Origin of the sequence: Escherichia coli DSM 30083 = JCM 1649 = ATCC 11775, assembly GCF_003697165.2 — a bacterium.
In the GTDB taxonomy this organism is placed as follows: Bacteria; Pseudomonadota; Gammaproteobacteria; order Enterobacterales; family Enterobacteriaceae; genus Escherichia; species Escherichia coli.
Genome location: NZ_CP033092.2, coordinates 2,202,165 through 2,221,414, shown reverse-complemented (window position 1 = coordinate 2,221,414; position 19,250 = coordinate 2,202,165). Strand labels below are relative to the sequence as shown.

General features: G+C 50.4%; 25 protein-coding genes and 2 pseudogenes. 13 read left to right on the top strand and 14 right to left on the bottom strand.

Features of this window, described 5'->3' with window-relative positions:
- Positions 1-35 precede the first annotated feature (35 nt).
- Positions 36-539, top strand: a complete 504-nt coding sequence (gene yeaK, locus EAS44_RS11800; RefSeq protein ID WP_000138051.1) for a mischarged aminoacyl-tRNA deacylase — start codon at positions 36-38, stop codon at positions 537-539.
- On the opposite strand, the gene yoaI is transcribed toward yeaK, so the two are convergent.
- A complete protein-coding gene (gene yoaI / locus EAS44_RS11795; RefSeq protein WP_000999628.1) occupies positions 540-644 on the bottom strand; it encodes a small membrane protein YoaI in 105 nt (34 codons plus the stop codon).
- 169 nt (positions 645-813) lie between these two features.
- Here yoaI and yeaL point away from each other — a divergent pair, with 169 nt between their 5' ends.
- Entirely contained in the window at positions 814-1,260 is a 447-nt protein-coding gene (yeaL, locus tag EAS44_RS11790) for a DUF441 domain-containing protein (protein WP_000460707.1), read from the top strand.
- On the opposite strand, the gene nimR is transcribed toward yeaL, so the two are convergent.
- Entirely contained in the window at positions 1,217-2,038 is an 822-nt protein-coding gene (gene nimR / locus EAS44_RS11785) for a DNA-binding transcriptional regulator NimR (RefSeq protein ID WP_000972262.1), read from the bottom strand. The genes yeaL and nimR overlap by 44 nt on opposite strands.
- Positions 2,039-2,134: 96 nt before the next feature.
- Between nimR and nimT the strand changes: the two genes are divergently transcribed.
- Entirely contained in the window at positions 2,135-3,316 is a 1,182-nt protein-coding gene (nimT, locus tag EAS44_RS11780; RefSeq protein ID WP_000128467.1) for a 2-nitroimidazole transporter, read from the top strand.
- A gap of 54 nt (positions 3,317-3,370) precedes the next feature.
- On the top strand, positions 3,371-3,718 hold the full coding sequence (yeaO, locus tag EAS44_RS11775) for a DUF488 domain-containing protein (protein WP_001025381.1): 348 nt from the start codon (positions 3,371-3,373) through the stop codon (positions 3,716-3,718).
- Positions 3,719-3,739: 21 nt separating this feature from the next.
- On the opposite strand, the gene yoaF is transcribed toward yeaO, so the two are convergent.
- Complete coding sequence (gene yoaF / locus EAS44_RS11770) at positions 3,740-3,994, bottom strand: DUF333 domain-containing lipoprotein YoaF (RefSeq protein WP_000691930.1); 255 nt, start codon at positions 3,992-3,994, stop codon at positions 3,740-3,742.
- Between the two features lie 182 nt (positions 3,995-4,176).
- On the opposite strand from yoaF, the gene dgcP reads away from it, so the two are divergent.
- The 3 genes from dgcP to yoaJ are packed head-to-tail and all read left to right on the top strand — an operon-like array spanning position 4,177 to position 5,410.
- Positions 4,177-5,202 carry a diguanylate cyclase DgcP gene (gene dgcP, locus EAS44_RS11765; RefSeq protein WP_001283458.1) on the top strand — a complete coding sequence of 342 codons (1,026 nt, stop codon included), beginning with the start codon at positions 4,177-4,179 and terminating at the stop codon, positions 5,200-5,202.
- Positions 5,203-5,234: 32 nt separating this feature from the next.
- A complete protein-coding gene (yoaK, locus tag EAS44_RS11760; protein ID WP_001219350.1) occupies positions 5,235-5,333 on the top strand; it encodes a YoaK family small membrane protein in 99 nt (32 codons plus the stop codon).
- A gap of 2 nt (positions 5,334-5,335) precedes the next feature.
- Positions 5,336-5,410: a protein YoaJ gene (gene yoaJ, locus EAS44_RS11755; RefSeq protein WP_001386836.1), complete on the top strand. Its 75-nt coding sequence runs from the start codon at positions 5,336-5,338 to the stop codon at positions 5,408-5,410.
- 58 nt (positions 5,411-5,468) lie between these two features.
- Here the strand turns inward: yoaJ and yeaQ are convergent, their stop codons facing one another.
- The 5 genes and pseudogenes from yeaQ to EAS44_RS25560 form a co-directional block, all read right to left on the bottom strand.
- On the bottom strand, positions 5,469-5,717 hold the full coding sequence (gene yeaQ, locus EAS44_RS11750) for a GlsB/YeaQ/YmgE family stress response membrane protein (protein WP_000512153.1): 249 nt from the start codon (positions 5,715-5,717) through the stop codon (positions 5,469-5,471).
- Between the two features lie 147 nt (positions 5,718-5,864).
- Positions 5,865-6,047 carry a DUF1869 domain-containing protein gene (yoaG, locus tag EAS44_RS11745; RefSeq protein WP_000513737.1) on the bottom strand — a complete coding sequence of 61 codons (183 nt, stop codon included), beginning with the start codon at positions 6,045-6,047 and terminating at the stop codon, positions 5,865-5,867.
- A 3-nt stretch (positions 6,048-6,050) separates the two neighbouring features.
- Positions 6,051-6,410, bottom strand: a complete 360-nt coding sequence (gene yeaR, locus EAS44_RS11740) for a DUF1971 domain-containing protein YeaR (RefSeq protein ID WP_000939317.1) — start codon at positions 6,408-6,410, stop codon at positions 6,051-6,053.
- A gap of 172 nt (positions 6,411-6,582) precedes the next feature.
- Positions 6,583-7,221, bottom strand: a complete 639-nt coding sequence (leuE, locus tag EAS44_RS11735; protein WP_000457211.1) for a leucine efflux protein LeuE — start codon at positions 7,219-7,221, stop codon at positions 6,583-6,585.
- A gap of 126 nt (positions 7,222-7,347) precedes the next feature.
- Positions 7,348-7,515: pseudogene (locus EAS44_RS25560) on the bottom strand (LysR family transcriptional regulator); the annotation flags it as partial.
- On the opposite strand from EAS44_RS25560, the pseudogene EAS44_RS25555 reads away from it, so the two are divergent.
- Positions 7,516-7,671, top strand: a pseudogene (locus EAS44_RS25555) (tartrate dehydrogenase); the annotation flags it as partial. It abuts the pseudogene before it with no gap.
- Between the two features lie 92 nt (positions 7,672-7,763).
- On the opposite strand, the gene rnd reads toward EAS44_RS25555, so the two are convergent.
- From rnd to yoaA, 5 genes are all read right to left on the bottom strand, one after another.
- A complete protein-coding gene (gene rnd / locus EAS44_RS11720; RefSeq protein ID WP_001296131.1) occupies positions 7,764-8,879 on the bottom strand; it encodes a ribonuclease D in 1,116 nt (371 codons plus the stop codon).
- Between the two features lie 81 nt (positions 8,880-8,960).
- Entirely contained in the window at positions 8,961-10,646 is a 1,686-nt protein-coding gene (gene fadD / locus EAS44_RS11715; RefSeq protein WP_000758422.1) for a long-chain-fatty-acid--CoA ligase FadD, read from the bottom strand.
- A 204-nt stretch (positions 10,647-10,850) separates the two neighbouring features.
- Positions 10,851-11,432: a Slp family lipoprotein YeaY gene (gene yeaY, locus EAS44_RS11710; RefSeq protein WP_000290576.1), complete on the bottom strand. Its 582-nt coding sequence runs from the start codon at positions 11,430-11,432 to the stop codon at positions 10,851-10,853.
- Positions 11,433-11,471: 39 nt separating this feature from the next.
- Positions 11,472-12,167, bottom strand: a complete 696-nt coding sequence (gene tsaB / locus EAS44_RS11705; RefSeq protein WP_001220977.1) for a tRNA (adenosine(37)-N6)-threonylcarbamoyltransferase complex dimerization subunit type 1 TsaB — start codon at positions 12,165-12,167, stop codon at positions 11,472-11,474.
- A 57-nt stretch (positions 12,168-12,224) separates the two neighbouring features.
- Positions 12,225-14,135, bottom strand: a complete 1,911-nt coding sequence (gene yoaA / locus EAS44_RS11700) for an ATP-dependent DNA helicase (RefSeq protein WP_000128839.1) — start codon at positions 14,133-14,135, stop codon at positions 12,225-12,227.
- A 131-nt stretch (positions 14,136-14,266) separates the two neighbouring features.
- On the opposite strand from yoaA, the gene yoaB reads away from it, so the two are divergent.
- On the top strand, positions 14,267-14,611 hold the full coding sequence (gene yoaB / locus EAS44_RS11695) for a RidA family protein (protein WP_001351125.1): 345 nt from the start codon (positions 14,267-14,269) through the stop codon (positions 14,609-14,611).
- A gap of 421 nt (positions 14,612-15,032) precedes the next feature.
- Positions 15,033-15,332: a DUF1889 family protein gene (gene yoaC, locus EAS44_RS11690; RefSeq protein WP_001111997.1), complete on the top strand. Its 300-nt coding sequence runs from the start codon at positions 15,033-15,035 to the stop codon at positions 15,330-15,332.
- 119 nt (positions 15,333-15,451) lie between these two features.
- On the opposite strand, the gene yoaH is transcribed toward yoaC, so the two are convergent.
- Entirely contained in the window at positions 15,452-15,631 is a 180-nt protein-coding gene (yoaH, locus tag EAS44_RS11685) for a YoaH family protein (protein ID WP_000457334.1), read from the bottom strand.
- Between the two features lie 73 nt (positions 15,632-15,704).
- Here yoaH and pabB point away from each other — a divergent pair, with 73 nt between their 5' ends.
- The 3 genes from pabB (at position 15,705) to sdaA (ending at position 19,196) form a co-directional block, all read left to right on the top strand.
- Entirely contained in the window at positions 15,705-17,066 is a 1,362-nt protein-coding gene (gene pabB / locus EAS44_RS11680) for an aminodeoxychorismate synthase component 1 (RefSeq protein ID WP_000855011.1), read from the top strand.
- A gap of 3 nt (positions 17,067-17,069) precedes the next feature.
- Positions 17,070-17,648, top strand: a complete 579-nt coding sequence (gene nudL / locus EAS44_RS11675; protein WP_000456725.1) for a CoA pyrophosphatase — start codon at positions 17,070-17,072, stop codon at positions 17,646-17,648.
- 183 nt (positions 17,649-17,831) lie between these two features.
- Entirely contained in the window at positions 17,832-19,196 is a 1,365-nt protein-coding gene (gene sdaA, locus EAS44_RS11670) for an L-serine ammonia-lyase (protein WP_000624295.1), read from the top strand.
- Positions 19,197-19,250: the final 54 nt, after the last annotated feature.

The following is a 19,250-nucleotide window of genomic DNA, read 5'->3' as shown; positions in this document are numbered from 1 at the left end:
CTGTGGTTGTTTGCTTGTAATCTCAGGAGCATGAAATGACTGAAATGGCTAAAGGAAGCGTGACGCATCAGCGGTTAATCGCTTTATTATCGCAAGAAGGTGCTAACTTCCGCGTCGTTACCCATGAAGCGGTAGGTAAATGTGAAGCGGTGTCAGAAATTCGTGGCACCGCTTTAGGCCAGGGGGCTAAGGCACTGGTATGCAAAGTCAAAGGCAATGGCGTAAATCAACATGTTCTGGCGATCCTCGCTGCCGATCAACAGGCCGATCTGAGCCAACTCGCCAGCCATATAGGCGGATTACGCGCTTCGTTGGCCAGCCCGGCGGAAGTCGATGAACTCACAGGCTGTGTCTTCGGCGCGATCCCCCCTTTCAGCTTCCATCCAAAACTCAAACTGGTTGCCGACCCCCTACTCTTCGAACGATTTGATGAAATCGCCTTCAATGCAGGCATGCTGGATAAATCCGTTATTTTGAAAACCGCGGATTATTTGCGTATTGCGCAACCAGAACTGGTCAATTTCCGCCGCACTGCGTAACTAGCCTGTCCGTTCAATAAGCAGAACGGACAAAACCAGCACAGCAGCAATGGCAAAAAACGATGACGTGATAATCAGTGTCTCGACGAACATTTGATCGTTCATAGTATGCCCCCGGGAGATAGCTGTTTTCACGTTATTGTTAGCGTGCACAAATGGCAGTTTGATGACAGTTCGCCTGATTTTTTATGCAGAAAACGTAAAGATTTTCTACTTCCTGCCTGCAGCAAGCGTAAAGTAAGCAGGCTTATTATTTTTTGGCAAGGAAACCACGATGTTTGATGTCACTTTGCTGATCCTGCTCGGGTTAGCTGCGCTGGGCTTTATCAGTCATAACACCACTGTCGCCGTTTCAATTCTGGTGTTGATCATTGTCCGCGTCACACCGTTAAGCACCTTTTTCCCGTGGATTGAAAAACAGGGGCTAAGTATCGGGATAATCATTCTGACGATTGGCGTTATGGCTCCCATCGCCAGCGGGACGCTACCGCCCTCAACCCTGATTCACTCGTTTCTGAACTGGAAATCGCTGGTGGCAATTGCAGTCGGCGTTATTGTCTCCTGGCTGGGGGGGCGCGGCGTGACGTTAATGGGCAGCCAGCCGCAACTGGTCGCCGGGCTGCTGGTGGGCACTGTTTTAGGCGTGGCGCTGTTTCGCGGCGTACCGGTTGGCCCGCTTATTGCCGCGGGTCTGGTTTCGCTGATTGTGGGGAAACAGTAGTTAATCCCGCAATATATCGGCCTGGCGTTTGCCCCAGGCCTTTCTTAAACATAGTAATAAAGGCCGTTGTTGAATCATACCCCAGCGTATGAGCAACTTTCTGTACAGTATCGCCTTTCACTAATCCCTGAAGCGCCATAATCAGCTGTAACTGCTGACGCCACTGGCGAAAACTCAACCCCGTCTCTTTCACTATCAGCCGGGCAAGATTGCGTTCACTCATCGCAAAAAAGCCAGCCCATTGCCCCAATGAGCCCCACTCGACGGGCTCTTTCGCCATCATCTCCACCATCGTGCGGATTTTAAGATGAGAAGAAACGGGCAGGTGCAGCTGTTGTTGTGGCTGCTGAGGGAGTTCATCAAACAGGACCTGAATTAATCTGCGGGTCATCGGCTCAGCACGCTGAGTCGTCGTCCTGTTTGCCAGGGTTAAAATTAATTCCCGGCATAAGGGCGATATTTTCAATGTGCAACATGTTGTCGGCATTGTCACTGCGCTGGGCTCGATAAACAGAAAACAGAGTTCAGCGTTAGCTGTCACTTGATTGCTATGTTTCACCCCGCCCGGTATCCAAACCGCATATTGTGGCGGCACCATCCACAAAGCATTTTCCACCGTACAGGTAATTGCACCATGTAGCGCCAGTATCAACTGCCCTTTGCGGTGCTGATGTACAGGACTGGTTAACTCATCCGTTCCGGCGTGAATACAAAATGCGACCGCGGCTTCATGGTGTCGGTCGGGTTCATAGCCATTGAGATTCAACCTGTGCATCATTTTGTCCGAATTTAGCGATATTTTGTCATTTTAGCTTGATTCAACATAACAATAAAAACGGTAAGGTACAGCCTCGTTTGTAACAATGAGAAGCATATGACCTGTTCAACTTCATTAAGCGGCAAAAACAGGATTGTCCTTATCGCTGGCATTCTGATGATTGCCACAACATTACGCGTCACCTTTACCGGCGCAGCACCGTTACTGGATACGATTCGTTCCGCTTACTCGCTAACGACGGCGCAAACCGGCTTATTGACCACCCTGCCATTATTAGCCTTTGCGCTAATCTCACCGCTGGCCGCCCCGGTGGCGCGACGTTTTGGTATGGAACGTAGCCTGTTTGCCGCGTTACTTTTGATCTGTGCAGGTATCGCAATTCGCTCTCTCCCTTCGCCTTACTTATTATTTGGCGGTACAGCGGTCATTGGCGGTGGGATTGCATTAGGCAATGTCTTACTGCCAGGATTAATTAAACGCGATTTCCCTCATTCCGTCGCCAGACTTACCGGCGCATATTCCCTGACAATGGGAGCTGCGGCGGCACTGGGATCGGCGATGGTAGCGCCGCTGGCTTTGAACGGTTTTGGCTGGCAAGGCGCGTTGCTCATGCTGATGTGTTTTCCTCTGCTGGCTCTTTTTTTATGGCTGCCACAGTGGCGAAGTCAACAACATGCAAATTTGAGTACCTCACGCGCCTTACATACTCGGGGTATCTGGCGTTCGCCGCTTGCCTGGCAGGTAACATTGTTTCTTGGGATCAACTCACTGGTCTATTACGTGATTATTGGCTGGCTTCCGGCGATTCTCATCAGTCACGGCTATAGCGAAGCACAGGCGGGTTCACTGCATGGTTTGCTGCAACTAGCCACAGCAGCTCCCGGTTTGCTGATCCCACTTTTCTTACATCATGTGAAAGATCAGCGTGGTATTGCAGCGTTCGTTGCCTTGATGTGCGCAGTGGGCGCGGCTGGGCTCTGCTTTATGCCAGCACACGCGATCACCTGGACTCTGCTTTTCGGTTTTGGTTCCGGCGCAACAATGATACTGGGGTTGACGTTCATTGGTCTGCGGGCAAGTTCTGCGCATCAGGCGGCGGCACTCTCGGGGATGGCACAATCCGTCGGGTATTTGCTGGCAGCCTGTGGGCCGCCGCTGATGGGTAAAATACACGATGCTAACGGTGACTGGTCCGTACCACTGCTGGGTGTTGCAATACTTTCACTACTGATGGCGATTTTCGGACTTTGCGCCGGGAGAGACAAAGAAATTCGCTAATATCCGGTGCTATAGTGACGTGACAAATCATGCGTGAAAGGGAGAACAAATACGATGAATATTCAGTGCAAACGCGTTTATGATCCGGCTGAACAGAGCGATGGTTATCGCGTACTGGTCGACCGCCTCTGGCCACGCGGTATTAAAAAAACCGATTTAGCCCTTGATGAATGGGATAAAGAAATCACGCCGTCAACGGAGCTGCGCAAAGCCTTTCACGGCGAAGTCGTCGATTTTGCAACCTTTCGCGAGCAATATCTTGCAGAACTGGCGCAACACGAGCAAGAAGGAAAGCGGCTGGCAGACATCGCCAAAAAACAGCCGCTGACCCTGCTCTACTCAGCAAAAAACACCACGCAGAACCATGCGCTGGTGCTGGCAGACTGGCTACGTAGCTTGTGATTTTAGTACAGCATCCGGCGGTTATTTTTCACCAGCCGGATGGTCCCGTCGCCACAATGCCCATTCATCAATCGTTTCACCGCCCGGTAATTTGCAATTGTTGCTGACCCCTTGCGCTGTCTGCACAGGAATGAGCGTCCCGCCCTTCTGCTGGCAATAGACCGACGCCGGATTTGCCATACCAATCTGCGGCGGTTTAGGTGCTTCTGGCTGAGAAGGGGTTGAACAACCAGCCAGGACCAGCAAGCAAGGCAGAACAAAACTGATAATTTTCATTTATTGATCTCACATATTTATCCAAGCTTAGAGTATCGCGGTATCGTTTTGTTTTGCAGCACTATTTTTATTACATTCACTCAAAACATATTACGCCTTGTTTCATCTTTGTTGATGATGTTTTATCATGCCTGCAAAGATTAAATAATCAGCATTTACCCGCCGTATCCTGGAGTTGTTTCGTGTCAGATCAGATTATCGCCCGCGTCTCGCAATCCCTTGCCAAAGAACAGTCACTGGAAAGTCTGGTTCGACAGCTTCTGGAGATGCTGGAAATGGTCACTGATATGGAGTCAACCTACCTGACCAAAGTGGATGTCGAAGCGCGCCTGCAGCATATAATGTTTGCCCGTAATAGCCAGAAAATGCACATCCCGGAGAATTTTACCGTCTCGTGGGATTACTCGTTATGCAAACGCGCCATTGATGAAAACTGTTTTTTCAGCGATGAAGTCCCCGACCGTTGGGGCGACTGTGTTGCGGCACGCAATCTTGGCATCACCACATTTCTGAGCACGCCAATTCACTTACCGGATGGATCATTCTATGGCACGCTTTGCGCCGCCAGCAGTGAGAAGCGCCAGTGGAGTGAACGCGCGGAACAGGTCTTACAGTTGTTCGCCGGACTGATTGCACAATATATTCAAAAAGAGGCACTGGTTGAACAGCTGCGCGAAGCTAATGCTGCGCTGATTGCGCAATCGTATACCGACTCGTTAACTGGGCTACCGAATCGGCGGGCGATTTTTGAAAATCTGACGACGCTGTTTTCTCTCGCCCGGCATCTTAACCATAAGATAATGATCGCGTTTATCGATCTGGATAACTTCAAATTAATCAATGATCGTTTTGGTCATAATAGTGGCGATCTGTTTCTCATTCAGGTTGGCGAGCGCCTTAATACGCTCCAGCAAAATGGCGAAGTTATTGGTCGTCTCGGCGGTGATGAGTTTTTGGTTGTTTCACTGAACAACGAGAATGCGGATATTTCGTCGCTGCGAGAACGTATTCAACAACAAATACGCGGAGAATATCACTTAGGTGATGTTGATTTGTATTATCCTGGTGCCAGTCTTGGCATAGTAGAAGTCGATCCTGAAACGACCGATGCAGACAGTGCCCTGCATGCTGCCGATATCGCGATGTATCAGGAGAAAAAACATAAACAGAAAACACCTTTTGTCACGCATTCAGCGCTACATTCCTGAGGCGTATTCACATCCTTTTGATTGGTGATAACATGCGAATCGGTATTATTTTTCCGGTTGTAATCTTTATTACAGCGGTCGTATTTTTAGCATGGTTTTTTATTGGCGGCTATGCTGCCCCGGGAGCATAAAGATGAAAAAAACAACGATTATTATGATGGGTGTGGCGATTATTGTCGTACTCGGCACTGAGCTGGGATGGTGGTAACGTCACATCTAAAAAATAGCAAAGGCTGCCTGTGTGCAGCCTTTGTGCAATTTACGCGTTAACTTTTAATCTTCCTGTAGATAAATAGCACAACAATCGCACCAATAACGGCAACCACGAAGCTGCCAAAATTGAAGCCATCGACTTTACCAAAGCCAAACAGCGTGCTGATCCATCCGCCGACTACGGCACCGACTATCCCCAGCAGGATAGTCATAAAGAATCCACCACCATCTTTACCTGGCATGATCCACTTCGCCAGAATACCGGCAATAAGCCCAAAAATAATCCATGACAGAATGCCCATTGTTTCCTCACTTATCTGTTTTGCATTAGCGGGTTAGTCGCTGATAAAAAGCATAGCACAACATCGGGAGGGTAAGATTTGTGACGAGCATCACGGAGGAATTTTTTGCGATGGCGCAGAAATTGCGCCATCAACGATCAGTGATAATTACCAACCACAAACATCATGTTCGTTTTCCGTGTCATAAGAACGCACGGTATTCACCAGATCTTTTATCACTTCAGCCGCCACTTCTGGCACCAGCAAAGTCATCGGCGTCTCTGTTTCATAATCGACAGAAACGCCATTGCTGTTATTGGTGACGGTCACGGTATACGTTGCTTTGCCCATGATTCATTTCCCGTTATGAATGACTTTCCGTTGTTGCGCGCCTTCCATCAGGACTTCAGGAGCAACGAAGAAGTCAATGTTGAAATAAGTATCGTCAGTCATGGCTTCAATGTTGTGCCACTTTTCTGGAGGGAACACCGCAAACTGCCCCGCTTCGATAAGGATCACCTGATCAGGCTCTGCACTGTGTTCATCAGCGTAGCCGAGATATTTGACCGCCCCATGCATAACGGAAAGGCGTGGGTAAACCCCCGGGCGCGTTCCTTTATCAAGATGACGTTCGAATATTCCGGCAGGCGCAGTTTGTTTATTCCAGAAAGGCGTTGAGCGCGTATGAATATAATTCTGTGGGATTTGCAGCATCCTTTTCCCTCCTTCGGTGAATGCGCTGAAAACGGTTTATTCCAGCCGTTTCAGGGTACGCCTGATAATTTGCATTTTAAATACCATTTATTGGTTACTTTTTAGCACCGGATCAGAGAAGAATCAGGGAGGATTACAGGTGGGAAGCCCGCGGCAACGCGGGCTGAAAGCATCAGGATTGCAGCGTCGCCAGTCGGGCGGCGAAACCCACGAACATCAAACCAATCAGTGAGTTGCCCACTTTAGCCAGTTTCTTTTTGGTACGTATGTACTGCGTGACAAAAGCCCCAGAAATAATCAGGAAGCTCAAATAGCAGAAACTCACCAGTTCCAGCGTCGTCGCCAGAATAAAGAATGAAATTCCCGTATGTGGGGCATTAACATCGATAAACTGTACGAAAAACGACACATAGAACAAAATGGCTTTCGGATTAGTCAGGCTCAAAATTAACGCGCGTTTAAAAATGGCACCGTATTGGGGCTCATCGGATTTGGTCTCGCTATTTTTACCTTTCAGGGTCGCGTAGAGAATTTTACTCCCCAGATAGAGCAAATAAAACGCACCAAGATAACGTACGATGTTGAATAATATCGGGGTGGTCTTAATTAATGTCGCCACTCCAGCCCATGCCAGAAACATCAATACCGCATCGCCAATAAATACACCACAGGCCGCAAGATAACCGCCTTTCATACCGCTACTGACGCTATTTTTGAGTACAAACAGGGTATTTGGCCCTGGCACCAACACAATAAAAATGGCCCCAACCAGATAGGTCCAGTAATTCAGAACCCCGTATTCAGCGAACACATTAACCTCTTTAATTATCTTTCGATCATGCGCGATTAAAGGTGAATATGCTAACCAATCTGTAGCGGCTTAGAAAGGAGAAAATCAGGTTTTAACCCGATATCAACCCGATAATTGAATCATTAATCAGGCCTGCTCCAGTGAAAAATTCGGGTAGTGCTCGGCAAAATACTGGCGTAAAAATTCTACCGTTATCCGCACTTTCGCTGACGTCGACAGCTTTGAAACATAAACGGCCCAGACATTCGCTGGCTGGTAATATTCCGGTAGCACTTGTACTAAATGACCACTGGCGGGAAACAGCCTGGCGACATCGATTTTTACGTGGTCCGGAAAAACACCGAAGGCGAATATTCCTCGCCAGGCGGTAGAGTAAATGAAGGAACAGAGAATGAAGTCGTCATTCAGGAATCGGTATTTACTCGTCGTGGTGTCGAGCGCATTTTGCGTTAAGCTCAAATAAGTTCATTTGAACCGCCTGCTGTTGGATTTGTAGTTTGCCGAAGCCGGACTGAGCGCGCCCAGTCCGGCTTCGGAAGATTTTACTGTGGATATTCCTGCAATAAATTGTGTAATGCTTCCGCCATCAGCTCACCACGCCAGCCGGAAATCAGCTCCGGCAAATTGTTCTGCGGTTTCAGTTTCCAGTGCCAGTTCAGCAGTTGGTTGATTTGCCGACGCGATGCCAGCAATTCGGCGCTGATCTTGTGCGTTTCGCTGACGTCAGTAATCAGCGACTTAATCGCTTTAAACGCTTTACGATAACCCGGCATGTCCATCAGGTTAAGCATCGGCTGCGGTAAGGCCTCTTCCGGCAATGCCTGCGCTTTTTCCACCAGCGCCAGCAACGTTTTACCGTGGAAGCGGATTTCGCTACCGGATAAGCCCAGGCTGTCCAGTTCGCCCAGACTTCCCGGCATATAACGCGCTACCGACCACAAATGCTCTTCACGCACGACAAAGTTCACCGCCAGATCGCGCTCTCGCGCCTTGCGCAATCGCCAGTCGGCTAACAGTTGCAGACAGGCCAGTTGGCGTGTGCGTAATTGCCAGGCATTGGTGATATCACGCCAGGCGTCTTCCGGCGCAACGACTTCCTGACGACGCATTTGCATCAGGCGGCATTCATCCAGCGCCGCAGGTAGCCAGCCGGAGGCCTCCGTTTCTACCATAAGCTTTGCGGTGATCGGTAACAGATACCAGACATCCGCCGCTGCGTATTCACACTGACGTTCGGTCAGCGGTCTGGCCAGCCAGTCGGTGCGCGATTCACTCTTGTCCAGCGTAACGCCGGAATACTCTTCCACCATGGAAGCGAAACCCCATGACATCGGGCGTCCGCAGAAGGCAGCAAGGATTTGCGTGTCAATCAAGGGTTGTGGTAATTCGCCAAAGACATTGAGGAACACTTCCAGATCTTCACTGCCTGCATGAAGAAATTTTGTGATGGACGGATCGCGCAGGATCGCTTTCAGCGGTGACCAGTCGGTGATCCCGAGAGGATCAATTAGCGCCAGATGCTCACCATCAAAAAGTTGAATTAAACCCAGCTGCGGGTAATAAGTGCGCGTACGAACAAATTCAGTATCCAGGGCTATCGCCGGAAAGGCACGGACGGCTTCACACAAAGAAGCCAGCGCATCGTCCGTGGTAATCATTTGGTAATTCAAATTGTATTCTCTTTAGTGGGCGTCAAAAAAAACGCCGGATTAACCGGCGTCTGACGACTGACTTAACGCTCAGGCTTTATTGTCCACTTTGCCGCGCGCTTCGTCACGTAATTCTCGTCGCAAAATTTTTCCGACGTTAGATTTCGGTAACTCATCACGAAACTCCACCAGCTTCGGTACTTTGTAGCCCGTGAGCTGACGGCGGCAAAAAGTCACCAGTGACTCTTCGGTAAGCGATGGATCTTTTTTCACTACGAAGATTTTCACCGCTTCACCACTGGAGCCAGAAGGTACGCCAACAGCCGCGACTTCCTGTACGCCAGGATGCTGCATGACGACATCTTCAATCTCGTTGGGATAGACGTTAAAACCGGAAACCAGAATCATGTCTTTTTTGCGATCGACAATGCGCAGGAATCCTTCTTCATCCATCACCGCGATGTCGCCGGTGTGTAACCAGCCATTTTTGATGATTTCATCGGTAGCATCCGGACGCTGCCAGTAACCCAGCATCACCTGCGGTCCTTTGACACAAAGCTCACCTGGTTGACCCGGTGGTACTTCATTATCATCATCATCCACCAGTTTGGCTTCCGTCGACGGCACCGGTAAACCGATGCTACCACTATGATAATCAATATCATACGGGTTAACGCTGACCAGCGGCGCACACTCGGTCAGGCCATAACCTTCCAGCAGATACTGTCCAGTCAGTTTCACCCAACGTTCTGCCACCACTTGCTGAACAGGCATCCCTCCGCCTGCGGAAAGATGCAGACTGGAGAAATCCAGCTGCTGGAACTCTTTATTGTTCAGCAACGCATTGAACAAGGTGTTAACGCCAGTGATAGCGGTAAACGGATATTTCGCTAACTCTTTTACCAACCCTGGAATATCGCGCGGGTTAGTGATAAGCAGGTTCTGCCCACCCAGTTCGATAAACAGCAGGCAGTTAATGGTCAGGGCAAAAATGTGATACAGCGGCAGCGCCGTCACCACCAGCTCTTTGCCCGGATGCAACAGCGGACCATAGGTCGCGTTAACCTGTTCCAGGTTCGCCAGCATATTGCGGTGAGTCAGCATCGCGCCTTTCGCCACACCAGTGGTGCCGCCGGTGTATTGCAGGAAAGCTAAATCTTCCGGCACCAGTTCTGGTTTGACATACTGCATCCGGTAGCCGTTGTGCAGGGCGCTACGAAATGAAATGGCATCTGGCAGATGGTATTTCGGCACCAGACGCTTGATGTATTTAACAACGAAATTGACTACCGTGCCTTTTGCCGTAGATAGCTGATCGCCCATACGGGTCAGAATAACGTGCTGAACGGCGGTTTTATCAACCACTTTTTCCAGAGTGTGGGCAAAGTTAGACACGATAACAATCGCCGATGCGCCGCTATCGTTAAGCTGATGCTCAAGCTCACGCGGGGTATACAACGGGTTAACGTTTACGACGATCATCCCGGCACGCAAAATGCCAAACAGCGCCACCGGATATTGCAATAAGTTAGGCATCATCAACGCAACGCGATCGCCTTTCTTCAGCCCCAACCCTTGTTGCAAATAAGCGGCAAACGCGCGACTGCGTTCTTCCAGTTTGCGGAAGGTCATCACCTCCCCCATATTCACAAACGCGGGTTGATCGGCGTAGCGCGCGACCGACTGCTCAAACATATCTACCAGAGATTGATAACGGTCAGGGTTGATCTCCGTCGGAACGTCCGCGGGATAACGGTTAAGCCAAACCTTCTTCAATTCTTCACCTCTAAAATGCGTGTTCGTCGTCATCGCAACCCCAAGCAATAAACATATCGTTAACATAATATTAACTCATCATACCAGCTTGATAATTACCCAACGAAAAGGTTGCGAAGCGCGTCACTATTTATTTTTATCTTTACCGTAAGAATGCAGAAACAGCGGACCGGCCGCTGTTTCTTTTTCTTTAAAAACAAGCAATTATTCAGTTACAACTGTTTGTACTCTCGCGGGGCCGGGATTATACCAGCCCCATCCGCCGTAGCCATAGGGCCAGCCACGACCGCCATAAAACCATGGATCAATCGGCTGAGGCGGCATAATCACCTGCTGGGTTAAATGCCAACGTTTGTAACCCGTTACTTGCATCACCATAAATTTATAGGGCGTATTACCGATTTTGCCGTCAACCGCACCGGTGATTGGCCCGACTACCGTCACCAGTTGTCCGCGGAAATCCACCGGGTCCAGAAAACCGTTCACATCGGCATAAATGCGACCGCGAGAAGGTTCTCCCAGCGTCGGTCTGGCTCCGCTGTCCAGTGGTACGGTGGCAATTTCCAGGCGGGTTTTCCCTTGCTGGTTTTGTACCGCAACCACTTTGCCGCCAAAGCGTGCCTCCTGACCAACGTACAGCTGCGGCGCACTCATCACCCGAACTAAATCTTGTTGCGGCGTGGGACTGCTGCCTTTAATGGCGTCCGGCACAGTGACACAACCGCTCAGCATTAGCGCAAACGTACCTGCCAGTATGCCTTTGATAACATTCTTTTGAACCGCCATGATGCGACTCCTTTTTTTCTCAGGGCATACTCTTAAGATTCATTCTTTGCCCGGAAGTTTCTTCCATGCGACGTTGTTACGTAAATAAACTGGTTCAGCATGTTCCACCGCCACCGTTTTACCCTCGGCAAACATCTGGCACGCAATCGGCAGCATATCTTCTGCAGCGGGCAGTAACTCTTCGCCATCGCGCAAAACCAGCCCGCTCTCTTTACCGAGATCCGGCCAGGCTTGCCAGCCCGTCCCTACTGTCACCCATTCGCCGGAAAGCTGTTGCATTCGTTCATGAACGAGTTCGGGTTTGAGTACGGCTTCGGTTTCTTCACCGTGCCAGATACCGTTTTCATCACGCTGATATTCGGCCCAGTAAACTTCGCCCATTCGCGCGTCAATAGCTGCCAGCACGCGGGTTGCGCCGTTTTTGCGCCACGCCCCTTGCGCCATCGTCATTAGCGTGGAGACGCCAATCATTGGTAACTCCGCGCCAAGTGCCAGTCCTTGCGCAATGCCAATACCAATGCGCACGCCGGTGAAGCTACCGGGGCCGCGCCCGTAAGCCAGAGCGTTTATGTCAGTCAGGGAAGTTCCGCTGGTGGTCAGGATATCCTGCACCATCGGTAAGATTCGTTGAGTATGTTCACGAGGGCAAAGCTCAAAATGAGCGTTGACAGTACCGTCGTTCCACAGGGCGACAGAGCAGGCCTCTGTCGCGGTATCGATAGCCAGAATTCGCATGGGTCTTCGTGCTTAGATCAATAAAAAGGCGCGCATCATACCATACTCCGTAACAAATTACCTGGAGGATGGTATCGCAAGGAAACGAACCGCACGGGCAATGTCACGGGTGCGCGGCGCTGGCGGCAGACTGGCGAGAAACGTCGCGCCGTAAGGGCGCATCACCAGCCGATTGTCGCAAATCACTAACACGCCGCGATCGTCGGCGTCGCGAATCAATCGCCCTACCCCCTGCTTGAGAGTAATGACCGCATCCGGCAGTTGTACTTCATCGAACGGATCACCACCGCGCAAACGGCAATCTTCCATGCGTGCTTTTAATAGTGGATCATCCGGCGAGGTAAACGGCAATTTGTCGATAATCACCAATGACAATGTATCGCCACGCACGTCCACCCCTTCCCAGAAACTGCTGGTTGCCACAAGAAGCGCGTTACCGGCGCTGACAAATTGCTGCAACAGTTGCCCTTTGCTGGTTTCCCCCTGCAACAAAACGGGAAGCGTCATGGTAGCGCGGAACTGCTCGGCCAGATCGCGCATCATGGCGTGCGAGGTACAAAGCATAAAACAACGACCGTTGTTAGCTTCGATGATCGGTCGCAGCATTGCCGCCAGTTGCCGTGCGGAACCCGGTTGATTAGTTTGCGGCAGGTTGCGCGGCACACAGAGTAACGCCTGGCGGCTGTAATCAAAGGGGCTGGGTAACAGCAACGACTCTGCCAGTTCAATGCCAAGCCGCGAGGTGAAATGATGCAGATCGTCGTTCACCGACAGCGTTGCTGAGGTAAAGATCCAGCTACCGGGTTTTTGCGCCATTAACTCTTTGAATTTATCCGCCACGCTGAGCGGCGTGAGAGCCAGAGTAAAATGGCGCGAAGTGCATTCGTACCAGTAGCTGTAGCCCGGCTGATTGATCTCTTTTAGCCGTTTCAGCCGTGTGCGATATAACGTGGCGCGTTCAAATGCCGCATCCAGCAAGGCGGAACGCCCCAGCGACAGTTTCGCCACGTCATAACAAAGTTCCAGAGTGTCATCGAGCAGTAAAAATGCCCGCTGAATTTGCGGATTAGCTAACAGCTCACGCAGGTTACCGCGATAACCTGGCTCACCGAGTTGCAGGCGAAAATCCTGCGCACTCTGGGCAAGACGGTCAGCGCACTTTTGTAACTGCTGGGTGTCTTTTAATTCGGTGCGGTAGGCGATGGTGATGTCTTTTGCCAGGTCGAGCAGTTGTCGACTGGAGAGTGACTGACCAAAATACTGGCTGGCAATGTCGGGCAGCTGGTGGGCTTCGTCGAAGATCATGACGTCAGCTTCCGGGATCAGTTCGCCAAATCCACTCTCTTTCACCACCATATCCGCCAGAAAGAGATGATGGTTTACCACCACCACATCGGCGTCCATCGCTTTTTTGCGTGCTTTGACTACAAAGCAATCTTTATACATCGGGCAGTCGCTGCCAAGGCAGTTATCGTTGGTGCTGGTGACCAGCGGCCACGCCTGTGAATCTTCCGCCACGCTGACGCAGGTGCTGATATCACCATCGACTGTTTGATTAGACCAGGAGCGCAGCAGGATCACATCGCTTAATATTTGTACCGGCAGATCGCCGCCCGCTAGCGCCTGTTGTTCGAGACGTTCGAGGCAGAGGTAGTTTGAGCGCCCTTTCAGCAACGCCACGTTGCCCGTATATTTCAACGCCTTTGAAACCGTTGGCAAATCGCGGCTGTAGAGCTGATCCTGCAACGCTTTTGAACCGGTCGAGATAATGACTTTCTTTTTCGCCCGCAGCGCAGGGGCCAGGTAAGCGTAGGTTTTGCCCGTACCGGTTCCGGCTTCCACCACCAGCGGCTGGCCTTTTTCTATCGCCTGGGTGACGGCTACCGCCATCTGTCGCTGTGGTTCTCGCGGCTTAAAGCCTGGTATCGCTTTCGCCAACTGACCGTCTGGTGCAAAATCGTCCGTCACACTACCCCCTGTTGATTTGAACAGGGATTATGTCAGGATGAGGGCGCTTTCGCCAGTTGAAGTGGTGACGGCGACCTCACATTGTGGCAGTCTTTGCAGCACGAAAATGGAAGGATAATGAGGACAAAATGATGACTATCGTTCGTATCGATGCTGAAGCCCGCTGGTCTGATGTGGTGATCCACAACAACACGCTCTACTACACTGGTGTACCGGAAAACCTCGACGCCGATGCTTTTGACCAAACCGCCAACACGCTGGCGCAGATTGACGCCGTGCTGGAAAAACAGGGCAGCAATAAATCGAGCATTCTGGATGCCACCATTTTCCTGGCTGATAAAAACGACTTCGCGGCGATGAATAAAGCGTGGGATGCCTGGGTTGTCGCGGGTCATGCGCCGGTGCGCTGCACGGTACAAGCGGGTTTGATGAACCCGAAGTATAAAGTTGAAATTAAGATTGTGGCTGCGGTGTAAGCTTTATCGAAGCAAAATAAGTCAGACGATAATTTATCGATAATACTGGTCGGTTTTACATAAATCGACCAGAGATTAAGATATTACTGTTGATGCTCCTGCTAATTCATTATTTATTTTTATAATTTCAATTTTAGCTATAAAACTAACTATATAAATAAACATAACAATGCCGTTGTGTTCGCCCTTCGATTAGCGTCTCTGGTTTTCTTTCTTAGCTGAACAATTTGGTTATAGCGTGAGAACTGACCGTTAATTTTCTCCCTCTTACTGGATAACACACCATGAGCTGCTACCTTTAAAACACCTGAATGTCAACAGGTTAACTCGTGCCATATCGTTATAATCCCTTTGATATTAGATGCAAATTAAGGTCATATATAGCCTTATCGATAACATGGTTAATTTTAAGGATAAGAATATGCCTGCTGTAATAGATAAAGCCCTGGATTTCATTGGTGCCATGGATGTATCAGCACCAACACCAAGTTCGATGAATGAAAGTACGGCGAAGGGAATCTTTAAATATTTAAAAGAACTGGGAGTACCCGCGAGTGCCGCTGATATTACGACGCGAGCTGACCTGGAAGGCTGGAACCCGGGGTTCACGGAAAAAATGGTTGGATGGGCAAAAAAAATGGAGTCTGGTGAACGCATTGTGATTAAAAATCCTGAATACTTTTCAACATATATGCAGGAAGAACTAAAAGCACTGGTCTAAGTTAAATTTACATCAGCATAAATGGGTCAGGACGCTTTTAATCACATATGAAAAGCGTCCTTTTTCTCACAATCAAATAACCATCGGCTTCTATAACGAAAGCGATACGGATAAGTGTGTTACTCGTCTTCATCCTCAAAACGCGCCACGATTCGCTCGCCGGAATGGTTGGCACGCAGCTCTTCTGCCACCAGCGCGATTGCCTGGCCGCTGCTCATCCCTTGAGCCATCAGTTCCTGGATCCGCTCGACAGCTTTTTGCTGCTGTTCATGGGTGAGTGAAGGTAAACCTGCAAACATTGTTAACTCCTGCTAAATTGTTGGCGCTAATTATTTCATGCTACCCGGCACATAGCCAGTAGAGTCAGGACTGATGAAGACGTTATCTCCCGCTGTGATTACTTTACCCTGGCGTCAGGACGCCGCTGAATTTTATTTCTCACGCTTAAGCCACCTGCCGTGGGCGATGCTTTTACACTCCGGCTATGCCGATCATCCATATAGCCGCTTTGATATTGTGGTCGCCGAGCCGATTTGCACTTTAACCACTTTCGGTAAAGAAACCGTTGTTAGTGAAAGCGAAAAACGCACAACGACCACTGATGACCCGCTACAGGTGCTCCAGCAGGTGCTGGATCGCGCAGACATTCGCCCAGCGCATAACGAAGATTTGCCATTTCAGGGCGGCGCGCTGGGGTTGTTTGGCTACGATCTGGGCCGCCGTTTTGAGTCACTGCCAGAAATTGCGCAGCAAGATATCGTTCTGCCGGATATGGCAGTGGGTATCTACGACTGGGCGCTGGTTGTCGACCACCAGCGTCAAACAGTTTCTTTGCTGAGTCATAATGATGTCAATGCCCGTCGGGCCTGGCTGGAAAGCCAGCAATTCTCGCCGCAGGAAGATTTCACGCTCACTTCCGACTGGCAATCCAATATGACCCGCGAGCAGTACGGCGAAAAATTTCGCCAGGTACAGGAATATCTGCACAGCGGTGATTGCTATCAGGTGAATCTCGCCCAGCGTTTTCATGCGACCTATTCTGGCGATGAATGGCAGGCATTCCTTCAGCTTAATCAGGCCAACCGCGCGCCGTTTAGCGCTTTTTTACGCCTTGAGCAGGGCGCGATTTTAAGCCTTTCACCAGAGCGGTTTATCCTTTGTGATAATAGTGAAATCCAGACCCGCCCGATTAAAGGCACGCTACCACGCCTGCCCGATCCTCAGGAAGATAGCAAACAAGCAGAGAAACTGGCGAACTCAGCGAAAGATCGTGCCGAAAATCTGATGATTGTCGATTTAATGCGTAATGATATCGGTCGTGTTGCCGTAGCAGGTTCGGTAAAAGTACCAGAGCTCTTCGTGGTGGAACCCTTCCCTGCCGTGCATCATCTGGTCAGCACCATAACGGCGCAACTACCAGAACAGTTACACGCCAGCGATCTGTTGCGCGCGGCTTTTCCTGGTGGCTCAATAACCGGGGCACCGAAAGTACGGGCTATGGAAATTATCGACGAACTGGAACCGCACCGACGCAATGCCTGGTGCGGCAGCATTGGCTATTTGAGCTTTTGCGGCAACATGGACACCAGCATTACTATCCGCACGCTGACTGCCATTAACGGACAAATTTACTGCTCTGCGGGCGGTGGAATTGTCGCCGATAGCCAGGAAGAAGCGGAATATCAGGAAACTTTTGATAAAGTTAATAAGATATTACGCCAACTGGAGAAGTAAGACGTGGAATACCGTAGCCTGACGCTTGATGATTTTTTATCGCGCTTTCAACTTTTGCGCCCGCAAATTAACCGGGAAACCCTAAATCATCGTCAGGCTGCCGTGTTAATCCCCATCGTCCGTCGACCGCAACCGGGGTTGTTGCTGACTCAGCGTTCGATTCATCTGCGTAAACACGCTGGACAAGTGGCATTCCCTGGAGGCGCAGTCGATGACACGGACGCATCAGTTATCGCCGCTGCGCTGCGCGAAGCTGAAGAAGAGGTCGCTATACCGCCTTCCGCCGTTGAGGTTATCGGCGTGCTGCCGCCCGTCGATAGCGTCACTGGCTATCAGGTAACCCCAGTGGTCGGTATTATCCCGCCCGATCTGCCGTATCGCGCCAGTGAAGATGAAGTCTCCGCCGTCTTTGAAATGCCGCTCGCCCAGGCATTACATCTGGGTCGTTATCATCCTTTAGATATCTACCGCCGTGGCGATTCACATCGGGTATGGCTGTCCTGGTACGAACAGTATTTTGTATGGGGAATGACCGCAGGCATAATTCGTGAGCTGGCGCTGCAAATTGGTGTGAAACCCTGACTATACTTATCTTTACATCTACAAAACACTACTTGAGACAATCATCGCAATATTAGTTAAATCGCGGTTTTTGATTAGTTTAATTCATGTGAATAGTTAAGCCAGTCGCCGCGTTCCCTCTTACACTATGCGCTGTTATTAGTTCGTTACTGGAAGTCCAGTCACCTTGTCAGGAGTATTATCGTGATTAGTCTATTCGACATGTTTAAGGTGGGGATTGGTCCCTCATCTTCCCATACCGTAGGGCCTATGAAGGCGGGTAAACAGTTCGTCGATGATCTGGTCGAAAAAGGCTTACTGGATAGCGTTACTCGCGTTGCCGTGGACGTTTATGGTTCACTGTCGCTGACGGGTAAAGGCCACCACACCGATATCGCCATTATTATGGGTCTTGCAGGTAACGAACCTGCCACCGTGGATATCGACAGTATTCCCGGTTTTATTCGCGACGTAGAAGAGCGCGAACGTCTGCTGCTGGCACAGGGACGGCATGAAGTGGATTTCCCGCGCGACAACGGGATGCGTTTTCATAACGGTAACCTGCCGCTGCATGAAAACGGTATGCAAATCCACGCCTATAACGGCGATGAAGTCGTCTACAGCAAAACTTATTATTCCATCGGCGGCGGTTTTATCGTCGATGAAGAACACTTTGGTCAGGATGCTGCCAACGAAGTGAGCGTGCCGTATCCGTTCAAATCTGCCACCGAACTGCTCGCGTACTGTAATGAAACCGGCTTTTCGCTGTCTGGTCTCGCTATGCAAAACGAACTGGCGCTGCACAGCAAGAAAGAGATCGACGAGTATTTCGCGCATGTCTGGCAAACCATGCAGGCATGTATCGATCGCGGGATGAATACCGAAGGCGTACTGCCAGGCCCGTTGCGCGTGCCACGTCGTGCGTCGGCCCTGCGCCGGATGCTGGTTTCCAGCGATAAACTGTCTAACGATCCGATGAATGTCATTGACTGGGTAAACATGTTTGCGCTGGCAGTTAACGAAGAAAACGCCGCCGGTGGCCGTGTGGTAACTGCGCCAACTAACGGTGCCTGCGGTATCGTTCCGGCAGTGCTGGCTTACTATGACCACTTTATTGAATCAGTTAGCCCAGACATCTATACCCGTTACTTTATGGCAGCGGGCGCGATTGGTGCACTGTATAAAATGAACGCGTCTATTTCCGGTGCGGAAGTCGGTTGCCAGGGCGAAGTAGGTGTTGCCTGTTCAATGGCTGCTGCGGGCCTTGCCGAGCTGTTGGGCGGTAGCCCGGAACAGGTTTGTGTGGCAGCGGAAATTGGCATGGAACACAACCTCGGTCTGACCTGCGACCCCGTTGCAGGGCAAGTTCAGGTGCCGTGCATTGAACGTAATGCCATTGCCTCTGTGAAGGCGATTAACGCCGCGCGGATGGCCCTGCGTCGCACCAGTGCACCGCGCGTCTCGCTGGATAAGGTCATCGAAACGATGTACGAAACCGGTAAGGACATGAACGCTAAATACCGCGAAACCTCACGCGGTGGTCTGGCAATCAAAGTCCAGTGTGACTAATACTTCTTATTCGCCCATCTGCAACGGATGGGCGAATTTATTCCCGCTTTCTCG

Bases quoted from the DNA above. Each gene is read 5' to 3' on its own strand.
- yeaK (WP_000138051.1), top strand. From the start codon at position 36: ATGACTGAAATGGCTAAAGGAAGCGTGACGCATCAGCGGTTAATCGCT.
- yoaI (WP_000999628.1), bottom strand. From the start codon at position 644: ATGAACGATCAAATGTTCGTCGAGACACTGATTATCACGTCATCGTTT.
- yeaL (WP_000460707.1), top strand. From the start codon at position 814: ATGTTTGATGTCACTTTGCTGATCCTGCTCGGGTTAGCTGCGCTGGGC.
- nimR (WP_000972262.1), bottom strand. From the start codon at position 2,038: ATGATGCACAGGTTGAATCTCAATGGCTATGAACCCGACCGACACCAT.
- nimT (WP_000128467.1), top strand. From the start codon at position 2,135: ATGACCTGTTCAACTTCATTAAGCGGCAAAAACAGGATTGTCCTTATC.
- yeaO (WP_001025381.1), top strand. From the start codon at position 3,371: ATGAATATTCAGTGCAAACGCGTTTATGATCCGGCTGAACAGAGCGAT.
- yoaF (WP_000691930.1), bottom strand. From the start codon at position 3,994: ATGAAAATTATCAGTTTTGTTCTGCCTTGCTTGCTGGTCCTGGCTGGT.
- yoaK (WP_001219350.1), top strand. From the start codon at position 5,235: ATGCGAATCGGTATTATTTTTCCGGTTGTAATCTTTATTACAGCGGTC.
- yeaQ (WP_000512153.1), bottom strand. From the start codon at position 5,717: ATGGGCATTCTGTCATGGATTATTTTTGGGCTTATTGCCGGTATTCTG.
- yoaG (WP_000513737.1), bottom strand. From the start codon at position 6,047: ATGGGCAAAGCAACGTATACCGTGACCGTCACCAATAACAGCAATGGC.
- yeaR (WP_000939317.1), bottom strand. From the start codon at position 6,410: ATGCTGCAAATCCCACAGAATTATATTCATACGCGCTCAACGCCTTTC.
- rnd (WP_001296131.1), bottom strand. From the start codon at position 8,879: ATGATTACCACGGACGATGCGCTGGCTTCTTTGTGTGAAGCCGTCCGT.
- yeaY (WP_000290576.1), bottom strand. From the start codon at position 11,432: ATGGCGGTTCAAAAGAATGTTATCAAAGGCATACTGGCAGGTACGTTT.
- tsaB (WP_001220977.1), bottom strand. From the start codon at position 12,167: ATGCGAATTCTGGCTATCGATACCGCGACAGAGGCCTGCTCTGTCGCC.
- yoaB (WP_001351125.1), top strand. From the start codon at position 14,267: ATGACTATCGTTCGTATCGATGCTGAAGCCCGCTGGTCTGATGTGGTG.
- yoaC (WP_001111997.1), top strand. From the start codon at position 15,033: ATGCCTGCTGTAATAGATAAAGCCCTGGATTTCATTGGTGCCATGGAT.
- yoaH (WP_000457334.1), bottom strand. From the start codon at position 15,631: ATGTTTGCAGGTTTACCTTCACTCACCCATGAACAGCAGCAAAAAGCT.
- pabB (WP_000855011.1), top strand. From the start codon at position 15,705: ATGAAGACGTTATCTCCCGCTGTGATTACTTTACCCTGGCGTCAGGAC.